This is a genomic window from Nocardiopsis sp. RV163, assembly GCF_001029525.1.
Taxonomy (GTDB): Bacteria; Actinomycetota; Actinomycetes; order Streptosporangiales; family Streptosporangiaceae; genus Nocardiopsis; species Nocardiopsis dassonvillei.
Genome location: NZ_LEKI01000182.1, coordinates 1 through 10,563, shown reverse-complemented (window position 1 = coordinate 10,563; position 10,563 = coordinate 1). Strand labels below are relative to the sequence as shown.

Here is a 10,563-nt window from a genome sequence, read left to right as displayed (position 1 = left end):
CCAGGAGGTGTTCGCCGAGGCGCGGGCGCGCGGCGTGATCGTACGTCCGATTCCCACGGCGCTGCTCGTCTCTCCGCCGCTCATCATCACCTGGGAGCAGATCGACCACATGGTGTCCACCCTGGCGTCCGCGGGTTCGGGGGAGGCCATACCCACCATTGTCCCCACTCCGGCGGGTGCTCCGCGCGCCGGACACCGCTCGGCCGCGGGGATGATGGGCCAAAGCACGGGTGGACGCGGCCGGGGAGCGCTAGAGTCCGGTCCATGAGGCCGAACACGAGCGAGTACGACACCGAACTGAGGCTGAACGGCGAGGTGATCGTCCTGGAGGGGGTGTCCTACCAGGGGCGCACCGTGCTTCCGGAGGGGCCGGACAGGTTTGCCTGCCTGGAGCGCTGGGCCAAGGGGGTGGCCGAGACCCTGGGGGAACCGGTCACCTGGCGCGCCGAGGAGAGCGGGCGGCTGGCCGGACGCGGGACGGTCCAGCCCGGTCCCGGGGCTCAGAACCGCCGGGCGCTCTGAGCCCCGCACTTGGCGCACTGGAACTTGCGGTCGTCGCCGAGTATCCAGTCGTGGTCCCCGCCGGTCGGGCACGTAGACATCGACACCATCTCCTCACAGGGGCTGTCGGGGTGCGTGCCGATCACTCTATTTCCCAAGAACCACATCAGTCCCGTGAATGAGAAGTTCGCCCTCGTATTCACGTATGGCGGGACATCGTCCCCGGTCACCGGGCACGGAGACACGCGTGGGGCCCGTCGCGGTTGCGACGGGCCCCACGGAAAGCCTGTGGGGGAAGGAGCGGCTAGTTCTGCCTGGCCCTCATGTGGGCCTCGACGGCGGCGCGGTCGGCGCGCAGCTTGGCCAGGGCCTCGTCGAGGATGAGCTTGCCCTCCTCCTCGCTGCGGCGCTCCTTCACGTACGCCAGGTGGGTCTTGTACGGCTCGGTGCGCGGCGGCGACGGGGGGTTCGCCTTGTCCTTGCCCGCGGGGAAGCCGCAGCGCGGGCAGTCCCACTCGTCGGGGACCAGCGCCTCGCTCGCGAAGCTGGGCACGACCTCGTGCAGGTTCGCGCAGTAGAACGGAACCCGGACGCGCGGGGCGGCCTCGCCCCGCTCGGCCTCGCCCATGGGACCGGCTCCGACACGGCTGCCACGAATGGCACTGCCACTACCCACGAAAAACTCCTTCGGCGAACTCGCTCACCGGTTCTCGGGCGAGCTTGACGGTAGACGGGGTGTGCCCGCGGGGCGCGGGCTACATGCCCCGGTTGATCAGCAGGCCGAGGATGACGATGGCGATGATCCACACGACCCCGATCCCGATGGTCATCCGGTCGAGGTTGCGCTCGACCACCGACGATCCGCCGAGCGAGGACGTGACGCCGCCGCCGAACATGTCGGAGAGACCGCCGCCCTTGCCCTTGTGCATGAGCACCAGGAGGACCAGCAGCACGCTGAGAAGCATCACGAGGATGGACAGACCGAGGATCACACGCTCACCCGTAGCTCGACCCCGAAGCGGGGGGGTTATGGACCGACCCTCGTTTCCCGTGCGCACCAGCGGTGACACCGGGCCGGCGCGGACACCCGGGAAGCAGGGGACCGGGGACAATTTCGGATTTTACCGTGCCCTTGGCGGCACGGGCGGGGAAACCGCGAGGCACGGAGAACCCCATAGCGAAGTCTAGCCCGACGCGGCTACCTGTCGGGCACCCCGCCCGTCACCATCGGGCATCGAAGCGTGACGGGCGGGGGCTGCGCGGCGGCTAGTTCTCGCCGAAGCGGATGATCTTCACGAACTCGTCGGCCTTGAGGCAGGCGCCGCCGACCAGGGCCCCGTCCACGTCGTCCTTGGCCATGATGCCGGGGGCGTTGTCGCCCTTGACCGAACCGCCGTAGAGGACGCGCACCGCGCCCGCGACCTCGGGCGAGTACAGCTCCGCCAGGCGCGCGCGGACCGCCGAGCACACCTCCTGGGCGTCCTCGGGGGTGGCGACCTCTCCGGTGCCGATGGCCCACACGGGCTCGTAGGCGACGACGATCCTCTCGGCCTGCTCGGCCGGGACCTCCTTGAGGGCGCCGTCCAGCTGGGCCAGGACGTGCTCCACCTGCTGGCCCGCCTTGCGGACCTCCAGGCCCTCGCCCACGCACAGGACCGGGACGATGCCGTTGGCGAAGGCCGCCTTGACCTTGGCGTTGACCAGGGCGTCGTCCTCGCGGTGGTACTCGCGGCGCTCGGAGTGGCCGACCAGCACGTAGGAGCAGTCCAGCTTGGCCAGCATGGACCCGGAGACCTCGCCGGTGTAGGCGCCCTTCTCGTGCGCGGAGACGTCCTGGGCGCCGTAGACGATCTTGAGCTTGTCGCCGTCGACCAGGGTCTGCACGCTGCGCAGGTCGGTGAACGGCGGCAGGACGACGACCTCGGCGTTGTCGTAGTCCTTGTCGTTGAGCGCGAACGCCAGCTTCTGGACGAGCGCGATCGCCTCCAGGTGGTTGTTGTTCATCTTCCAGTTGCCCGCGATGAGCGGCAGGCGCTGGGACATGTCGGCACTTCCTTACGCAGTGGACTGATGATGTGTTCGGGCGCCCGAACAGGGGGCGGAGCGGAGCGGAGCCCCAAGGGGGCACGGGCTCAGTTCAGGGCGTCGATACCGGGCAGGTCCTTGCCCTCCAGGTACTCCAGGCTGGCGCCGCCGCCGGTGGAGATGTGGCCGAAGGCCGCCTCGTCGAAGCCCAGCGCGCGCACGGCCGCGGCGGAGTCGCCGCCGCCGACCACGGTGAAGGCGCCGGAGTCGACCAGGGCCTGAGCCAGCGCGCGGGTGCCCCCGGCGTAGGGCTCCATCTCGAACACGCCCATCGGGCCGTTCCAGAACACGGTCCGGGCGTCGGCCAGCTTCCGCGCGAAGAGCTCCCGGCTGCGGGGGCCGATGTCCAGGCCCATCCGGTCGGCCGGGATGGCGTCGACGGCGACCGCGTCGTGCGCGGCGTCGGCGGAGAACTTCTCGGCGGCAACCACGTCCACCGGCAGGACGATCTCCACGCCCTCGCGCTCGGCGCGCTCCAGGTAGCCCTTGACGGTGTCGATCTGGTCGGCCTCCAGCAGGCTGGAGCCGACCTCGTGGCCCTGGGCCTTGAGGAAGGTGAAGACCATGCCGCCGCCGATGAGCAGGCGGTCGGCGGTGCCCAGCAGGTTGTCGATGACGCCGAGCTTGTCGGAGACCTTGGAGCCGCCCAGGACCACGGCGTAGGGCCGCTGGGGGTCGCCGGTGAGCCTGCGCAGCACCTCGACCTCGTTGAGCACCAGGCCGCCGACGGCGTGCGGAAGCCTGCCGGGCAGGTCGTAGACGCTGGCGTGCTTGCGGTGCACGGCGCCGAAGGCGTCGCCCACGTACAGGTCGGCGAGCCGGGCGAAGCGGTCGGCGAGCTCCCCGCGCTCGGCGTCGTCCTTGCTGGTCTCCCCCGGCTCGAAGCGCACGTTCTCCAGCAGGGCGACCTGGCCGTCCGTGAGGGCCTCGGAGGTGGCGCGGGCCGACTCCCCGGCGGTGTCGGAGGCGAAGGCCACCTCGGTGCCGAGCAGTTCGCCCAGGCGTGCGGCGACGGGGCGCAGCGAGTAGCGGGGGTCCGGGGCGCCCTTGGGACGGCCCAGGTGGGCGGCGACGATGACGCGGGCGCCGCGCTCGCGCAGCGCGGAGATGGTGGGCACGGCCGCGCGGATGCGCCCGTCGTCGGTGATCCGGTCGCCGTCCAGGGGCACGTTCAGGTCGGCCCGGACGAACACGCGCCTGCCGGAGACGTCGAGGTCGTCGATCGTCCGCATGCTGGGTCTCCTCTTGGAATGTGGGATGTGGCGGTCCCGGGCGGTGGGGCCGGGAGGGGCGCGCACGACGGCACCCCTCCGCGCGCACTGCGGGCGAAGGGGTGCCGTCTCACGCGCCGGTGGCCATGGGGGCCGTGGACGCTACAGGCCGGAGCCGACCAGCTTGGCCAGGTCGACCAGGCGGTTGGAGTAGCCCCACTCGTTGTCGTACCAGCCGACGATCTTGACCTGGTTGCCGAAGGCCATGGTCAGCTTGGAGTCGAAGGTGCACGAGGGCGAGGTGCCGACGATGTCGGAGGAGACGATCTCGTCCTCGGTGTAGACGAGCACGTCCTTGAGCGGGCCCTCGGCCGCGGCCTTGAACGCGGCGTTGACCTCGTCCTTGGTGACCTCGCGCTCCAGGGTGACGACCAGGTCGGTCACGGAGCCGTCGGGCACGGGGACGCGCATGGCCATGCCGTCCAGCTTGCCCTGGAGCTCGGGGATGACCAGCGCGGTGGCCTTGGCGGCACCGGTGGTGGTCGGGATGATGTTCTGCGCGGCCGCGCGGGCGCGACGCAGGTCCTTGTGCGGGAAGTCCAGGATGACCTGGTCGTTGGTGTAGGCGTGGACCGTGGTCATCAGGCCCTGCTTGACGCCGAAGCTGTCCAGGAGGACCTTGGCCATCGGCGCGACGCAGTTGGTGGTGCAGGAGGCGTTGGAGATGACGTGGTGGTTGGCCGCGTCGTACTTGTCGTCGTTGACGCCCATGACGACGGTGATGTCCTCGCCCTTGGCGGGGGCGGAGATGATGACCTTCTTGGCGCCGGCCTCGATGTGCTTCTTGGCGTCCTCGGCCTTGGTGAAGATGCCGGTGGACTCGACCACCACGTCCACGTTCAGGTCCGACCAGGGGAGCTGGGCCGGGTCGCGCTGGGCCAGGACCTTGATGGTCTTGTCGCCCACGCGGATGAAGTCGTCGCCGACCTCGACGTCGCCCTCCAGGGTGCCGAGCACGGTGTCGTACTTGAGCAGGTGCGCGAGCGTCTTGGTGTCGGTGAGGTCGTTGACCGCGACGATTTCGATGTCGCTGCCACCAGCGGCGACCGCGCGCCAGAAATTGCGGCCGATCCTGCCGAAGCCGTTGACGCCTACACGGATGGTCACGGAACCAATCTCCTCATATATCGCACATCATTTCCACCCGGGCATTGGCCCCCGCCCCGAACGCCGTATTCCGGGGTCAACCGGTCGACCGAGATGAGCAGGTTCAACGCACACAGGGTGTTCACCACGAGCCTAGCGGAGCACCGGCGAAGAGCCGCTGCTGGGCCACGGCCGAGCCTGCGGGCCCGGTGGATTCGCGACCATCCTGGCACTGCGAGCCGGAGAGGTCTATACCATTTTCCGAAGTTATCCGGGAGTTTTCGCAGTTAACAAAGCCGAACATCGGTGTTACGGCGCGAGCGCCCGGGCTCCGGGTCAGGGCACCAGCATGTCCGGGGTCAGGTTGGCCTCGGTGCCCTCGATGCCCAGGTCGCTCGCGCGCTTGTCGGCCATCGCCAGCAGCCTGCGGATACGCCCGGCGATGGCGTCCTTGGTCAGCGGCGGGACCGATAGCTGCCCCAGCTCCTCCAGGGAGGCCTGCTTGTGCGCCAGGCGCAGTTGGCCCGCGGCCACCAGGTGCTTGGGCGCGTCCTCGCCCAGGATCTCCAGGGCCCGCTCCACGCGCGCGCCCGCCGCCACCGCCGCCCGGGCGCTGCGCCGCAGGTTCGCGTCGTCGAAGTTGGCCAGGCGGTTGGCGGTGGCGCGCACCTCCCGGCGCATCCGCCGCTCCTCCCACGCCAGCACGCTCTGGTGGGCGCCCAGCAGGGTCAGCAGCGCGCCGATGGAATCGCCGTCGCGGACCACCACCCGGTCCACGCCGCGCACCTCGCGGGCCTTGGCGTGCACCTTGAGCCGGCGCGCGGCGCCCACCAGCGCCAACGCGGCCTCGGGTCCGGGGCAGGTCACCTCCAGCGACATCGACCGGCCGGGCTCGGTCAGGGAGCCGTGCGCGATGAACGCGCCCCGCCAGGCCGACTCGGCGTCGCAGGCTCCGCCGGCCACCACGTGCCGGGGCAGGCCGCGCACCGGACGGCCGTTGTTGTCCACCAGCCCCGTCTGCCGGGCCAGCGACTCGCCGTCCTTGATCACCCGGACCACGTACCGGTTGCCCTTGCGCAGACCGCTCGGGGAGAGCACGACCACCTCGGACTCGTGCCCGAAGACCTCGGAGATGTCCTTGCGCAGGCGGCGCGCGGCCGCGCCCGTGTCGAGCTCGGCCTCGATCACGATGCGCCCGCCCACCAGGTGCAGGCCCCCGGTGAACCGCAGGATGGTGGACACCTCGGCCTTGCGGCAGCATGGCTTGAGAATGGTCAGCCGGCTCAACTCATCCTTCACCACGCCGGTCATCGCCATCGCTGAGGTCCTCCCCGTCACACAACCCGACCCGGCGCCACGCGCTCGGCACCGGGGATGCGCCGCCGCGGCCCTGCCACGAGCGGCTTACTCCGTGGCAGACTACGTGACCGGGCGCTGGCTGCCGACCCCCGCACGGCGTGTTGCCCATCCGCCGACCAGCGGCGCAGCGCACCCTGGGGCCTTCGTTCCGGTGTGCGGCCAATTGCCCCCGACGCGCGGGGCCGCGGACCGCCACCGTCCGCTCAGCCCTCCAGGATCCTCTCGAAGGCCGCCGCGAGCCGGTCGGGGTCGTGTCGCGGTGTGCCGTCGTCGCGGGACAGCTCCGCAAGCTCCAGGCGCCCGCCCAGCTCGCCCACCACCCGCACCAGGGGCTCGGGCTCCTCCACGGTCCCCCGGTCGGCGAGCACCACGTCCACCCCGAGCTTGGGCGCGTGCCCGCGCAGCACCTCCAGGTAGGTCTCGGGGCGGAAGCCGTCGGTCTCGCCCCGCTGCGGGGACAGGTTCAACGCCACCATGCGCTTGGCGCGGGTGGTGACCAGGGCGTGCGCCAGGTCCGGGACCAGCAGGTGGGGCAGCACGCTGGTGAACCACGACCCGGGGCCGAACACCACCCAGTCGGCCTCGCGCACCGCCTTGACCGCCTGCGGGCTGGCCGGCGGGTCCTCGGGGATCAGTGAGATGGAGCGCACCTTGCCGCTGGTACTGGCGCACGCCACCTGGCCGCGCACCGTGGTCAGCTCCTCGGGCCGCGCCGGGTCGATCCCCGACACCTCGGCGGCGATGTCCAGCGGCACCGACGACATCGGCAGCACCCTGCCGTGCGCGCCCAGTAGCTGGCCCACCCAGTCCAGGCCCGCGACGGAGTCGCCGAGCAGCTCCCACAGGGCCACGATCAGCAGGTTGCCGACCGCGTGGCCGTGCAGTTCGCCCTCGGAGCGGAAGCGGTGCTGGATCACCTCGCTCCAGGTGTGGCCCCACTCGTCGTCGCCGCACAGCGCGGCCAGCGCCATGCGCAGGTCGCCGGGGGGCAGGACGCCCAGCTCCCGGCGCAGGCGGCCGCTGGAACCGCCGTCGTCGGCGACGGTGACGACCGCCGTCACGTCGGTGGTCACCCTGCGCAGGGCCGACAGGGAGGCGTGCAGGCCGTGCCCGCCCCCCAGCGCGACCACCCGGGGCGGACGCCGCCCGTCACCGTCGGGTGCTGTGCTCTTCACCATGGCTGTGGTCTGCCCCTCGTCCCATGTCCACCGGACGAATCGGACCGTACCACCGAGAACGGTGCACCGCGGGCAAGGCGCGTGTCGGGCGTCCGCGGGTCACTCCCGCCCGACGTCCCGGTGGACCACGTGCACGTCCACACCCTGGCCGCGCAGCCGGTCGGCGAACTGCTCGGCCATGGCCACGCTGCGGTGCTTGCCCCCGGTGCAGCCCACCGCCAGCGTCATGTAGTGCTTGCCCTCGCGCTGGTAACCGGCGATGGTCAGCTTGAGGACGTCGGAGTAGGCCTCCAGCATCTCCTTGGCCCCGTCCTGGGCCAGGACGTAGTCGCGCACCGCCTCGTCACGGCCGTTCATCGGCCGCAGCTCGGGCACCCAGTGGGGGTTGGGCAGGAAACGGCAGTCCAGCACCAGGTCCGCGTCCACCGGCAGGCCGTGCTTGAACCCGAAGGAGACCACGTTGGCGCGGGGGCGCGCCTCGTCGCTCTCCCCGAAGAAGCCGATCACCCGGGCCTTGAGCTGGTGCACGTTGAGCTGGGAGGTGTCGATGACCAGGTCGGCCTCGCCGCGCACCGCCCGCAGCGTCTCGCGCTCGCGGTCGATGCCGTCGGTCAGGCGCCCGTCGCCCTGGAGGGGGTGGGGCCTGCGCACACCCTCGAACCGGCGGACCAGGGCGTCGTCGCCGGCCTCCAGGTAGAGCACGCGCGCGGTGATGTCGCGCTTGCGCAGCTCCTCCACCGTGGACAGCAGGTCCTCGGTGAAGGCCAGCGAGCGCACGTCCACGACCACGGCGACCCGCGGCACCGCCCCGTGCGTGCGTCCGGCCAGCTCGATCATCGTCGGCAGCAGGCCGGGCGGCAGGTTGTCCACCACGAACCAGTCCAGGTCCTCCAGGGCCCTGGCCGCCGTGCTGCGGCCCGCACCGGACATGCCGGTGACGATGACCACCTCGGGTGGCAGTTCCCCACCCAGTTCGACCGTCATGCGTCTCCTCCCCCGTCAGTGATGTGCTGTTCTGGTGCCCCGTCGCCCCGCCCCTCCGTCGCGGCGGGTCCGCCGGAGAGGTGCGCGTGCACGGCCTCGGCCAGTTTGGGGCCGATCCCGGGCACCGCCGCGATCTCCTCGGCCGTGGCCGAGGCGAGCCTGCGCACCGAGCCGAACGCCTTGATCAGGGCCGTCCTGCGGGACGGCCCCAGACCGGGCAGCTCGTCCAGGCTGCTGCCGGTCAGCGCCTTGGCGCGCTTGTGCCTGTGGTACTGGATGGCGAAGCGGTGGGCCTCGTCGCGCACCCGTTGGAGCAGGTAGAGCCCCTCTCCCGCGCGGGGCAGGATCACCGGGTCCTCGTCGCCGGGCAACCACACCTCCTCCAGGCGCTTGGCCAGACCGCACACCGCGACGTCCTCGATCCCGAGTTCGTCCAGTGCTCGGCGCGCCGCCTCGGCCTGGGGCCGGGCGCCGTCCACCACCACCAGGTTAGGCGGATAGGCGAACTTCCCGGGTGACGGCTCGTCGTCGCTTTGGTGACCACCGTGGTCGCCGCTCTCGCCCATGCGGACGACCTCGCCGCTGCGGGCGCTCTCCTCCAGGTAGCGGCGGAAGCGGCGGTGGACGACCTCGTACATGGCCGCGACGTCGTGCTGCTCCCGGCCGCCCTCTCCGCTGCCGCGGACGGAGAAGCGGCGGTACTCGGACTTGCGGGCCAGGCCGTCCTCGAAGACGACCATGGACGCCACCACGTGCTCGCCCTGGAGGTTGGAGATGTCGAAGCACTCGATGCGCAGCGGCGCCTCGGGCAGCTCCAGGGCCTCCTGGATCTCCTGGAGGGCGCGGCCCCGGGTGCTCAGGTCACCGGCGCGGTGGGTCTTGTGCCGGGCCAGCGACTCGGCCGCGTTCTTGGCGACGGTCTCCATGAGGGACTTCTTGTCGCCCCGCTGCGGCACCCGCAGGTCCACCGAGGAGCCGCGGTGCTCCGACAGCCAGGCGGCCATGGCGTCGGGGTCGGCGGGCTCGTGGGAGACCAGGACCTCGCGGGGGACGGCGGTACCGGTGCCCCCGCTCTCGTCCTCGCCCCGGGTGGGGCCGTAGATCTGGCCGAGGAAGGTCGCGATCAGCTCGCCGGGGCCGTCGTCGGCCATCTTGTCCACCACGTAGCCGCGCTGTCCGCGGATGCGCCCGCCGCGCACGTGGAAGATCTGCACGGCCGCCTCCAACTGGTCGTCGGCCACGGCGATGACGTCGCAGTCGGTGGAGTCGGGCAGGACGACGGCCTGCTTCTCCAGGGCGGCGCGCAGGGCCTCGATGTCGTCGCGGATGCGGGCGGCCCGCTCGTACTCCATCTCCCCGGCGGCCTCGCGCATCCGCCCCTCCAGCTCGCGCAGGAACCGGCCGGTGTCGCCCGCCAGGAAGGAGCAGAAGTCCTCGGCCAGGGCCCGGTGGTCCTCGGGGGAGGTCTTGCCCACGCAGGGGGCCGCGCACTTGCCGATGTAGCCGAGCAGGCAGGGGCGGCCGCTGTTGCGGGCGCCGCGGAACACCCCCGGGGAGCAGGTGCGCACGGGGAAGACCCGCAGCAGCAGGTCCACGGTCTCGCGGATGGCCCAGGCGTGGGAGTAGGGGCCGAAGTAGCGCACCCCCCTGCGCTTGGCTCCGCGCATGACCTGTACCCGGGGGAACTCCTCTTGGAGGGTGACCGCCAGGTAGGGGTAGCTCTTGTCGTCGCGGTACTTGACGTTGAACCGGGGGTCGTACTGCTTGATCCAGGAGTACTCCAGTTGGAGGGCCTCCACCTCGGTGCCCACGATCGTCCAGTCGACGTCGGCCGCGGTGGAGACCATCTGCTGCGTGCGCGGGTGCAGTCCGGCGAAGTCGCGGAAGTAGGAGGAGAGCCGGGACCGCAGGTTCTTGGCCTTGCCCACGTAGATCACGCGTCCGGAGGGGTCCCGGAACCGGTACACGCCCGGGTCGGTGGGGATCGATCCGGGCGCGGGGCGCAGGTGAGGAGTCGCAGCCATGGTCCCATTGTGGTAGGTCGGGGGGACATACGGCCAACCGAGCCCCGCCCCCTCCGCGCGTGGCGCGTCTCACCC

The 10,563-nt window shown here is 71.4% G+C and carries 10 protein-coding genes and 1 pseudogene; 2 read left to right on the top strand and 9 right to left on the bottom strand.

Translation table 11 applies throughout. The features are described from left to right. Window positions 1–133: pseudogene (locus tag ABD54_RS29210) on the top strand (aspartate aminotransferase family protein); the annotation flags it as partial. Window positions 134–264: 131 nt separating this feature from the next. After that, a complete protein-coding gene (locus tag ABD54_RS23070; RefSeq protein ID WP_047871632.1) occupies window positions 265–522 on the top strand; it encodes a hypothetical protein in 258 nt (85 codons plus the stop codon). A gap of 283 nt (window positions 523–805) precedes the next feature. On the opposite strand, the gene ABD54_RS23065 is transcribed toward ABD54_RS23070, so the two are convergent. From ABD54_RS23065 to uvrC, 9 genes are all read right to left on the bottom strand, one after another. Continuing rightward, the gene (locus tag ABD54_RS23065; RefSeq protein WP_013154023.1) at window positions 806–1,177 is read right to left on the bottom strand and encodes an RNA polymerase-binding protein RbpA; all 372 of its coding nucleotides are present in this window, start codon (window positions 1,175–1,177) and stop codon (window positions 806–808) included. 79 nt (window positions 1,178–1,256) lie between these two features. Further along, window positions 1,257–1,493, bottom strand: coding sequence for a preprotein translocase subunit SecG (gene secG / locus ABD54_RS23060; RefSeq protein WP_047871631.1), 237 nt, complete (start codon window positions 1,491–1,493; stop codon window positions 1,257–1,259). A 274-nt stretch (window positions 1,494–1,767) separates the two neighbouring features. Beyond that, entirely contained in the window at window positions 1,768–2,544 is a 777-nt protein-coding gene (gene tpiA, locus ABD54_RS23055) for a triose-phosphate isomerase (RefSeq protein WP_047871630.1), read from the bottom strand. A gap of 89 nt (window positions 2,545–2,633) precedes the next feature. Beyond that, the gene (locus ABD54_RS23050; RefSeq protein ID WP_047871629.1) at window positions 2,634–3,818 is read right to left on the bottom strand and encodes a phosphoglycerate kinase; all 1,185 of its coding nucleotides are present in this window, start codon (window positions 3,816–3,818) and stop codon (window positions 2,634–2,636) included. A 141-nt stretch (window positions 3,819–3,959) separates the two neighbouring features. Next, window positions 3,960–4,964, bottom strand: coding sequence for a type I glyceraldehyde-3-phosphate dehydrogenase (gene gap / locus ABD54_RS23045; RefSeq protein WP_047871628.1), 1,005 nt, complete (start codon window positions 4,962–4,964; stop codon window positions 3,960–3,962). 315 nt (window positions 4,965–5,279) lie between these two features. Then, the gene (gene whiA / locus ABD54_RS23040; RefSeq protein WP_013154028.1) at window positions 5,280–6,260 is read right to left on the bottom strand and encodes a DNA-binding protein WhiA; all 981 of its coding nucleotides are present in this window, start codon (window positions 6,258–6,260) and stop codon (window positions 5,280–5,282) included. Window positions 6,261–6,505: 245 nt separating this feature from the next. Further along, entirely contained in the window at window positions 6,506–7,480 is a 975-nt protein-coding gene (yvcK, locus tag ABD54_RS23035; protein ID WP_200904178.1) for a uridine diphosphate-N-acetylglucosamine-binding protein YvcK, read from the bottom strand. Window positions 7,481–7,579: 99 nt separating this feature from the next. Continuing rightward, window positions 7,580–8,464 (bottom strand): RNase adapter RapZ, encoded by an 885-nt coding sequence (gene rapZ, locus ABD54_RS23030; protein ID WP_047871627.1) that lies wholly within the window; start codon window positions 8,462–8,464, stop codon window positions 7,580–7,582. Further along, window positions 8,461–10,488 carry an excinuclease ABC subunit UvrC gene (uvrC, locus tag ABD54_RS23025; RefSeq protein ID WP_047871626.1) on the bottom strand — a complete coding sequence of 676 codons (2,028 nt, stop codon included), beginning with the start codon at window positions 10,486–10,488 and terminating at the stop codon, window positions 8,461–8,463. The genes rapZ and uvrC overlap by 4 nt, the downstream gene beginning before the upstream one ends. Window positions 10,489–10,563 lie beyond the last annotated feature (75 nt).

Bases quoted from the DNA above. Each gene is read 5' to 3' on its own strand.
- ABD54_RS23070 (WP_047871632.1), top strand. From the start codon at position 265: ATGAGGCCGAACACGAGCGAGTACGACACCGAACTGAGGCTGAACGGC.
- tpiA (WP_047871630.1), bottom strand. From the start codon at position 2,544: ATGTCCCAGCGCCTGCCGCTCATCGCGGGCAACTGGAAGATGAACAAC.
- ABD54_RS23050 (WP_047871629.1), bottom strand. From the start codon at position 3,818: ATGCGGACGATCGACGACCTCGACGTCTCCGGCAGGCGCGTGTTCGTC.
- whiA (WP_013154028.1), bottom strand. From the start codon at position 6,260: ATGGCGATGACCGGCGTGGTGAAGGATGAGTTGAGCCGGCTGACCATT.
- yvcK (WP_200904178.1), bottom strand. From the start codon at position 7,480: ATGGTGAAGAGCACAGCACCCGACGGTGACGGGCGGCGTCCGCCCCGG.
- rapZ (WP_047871627.1), bottom strand. From the start codon at position 8,464: ATGACGGTCGAACTGGGTGGGGAACTGCCACCCGAGGTGGTCATCGTC.
- uvrC (WP_047871626.1), bottom strand. From the start codon at position 10,488: ATGGCTGCGACTCCTCACCTGCGCCCCGCGCCCGGATCGATCCCCACC.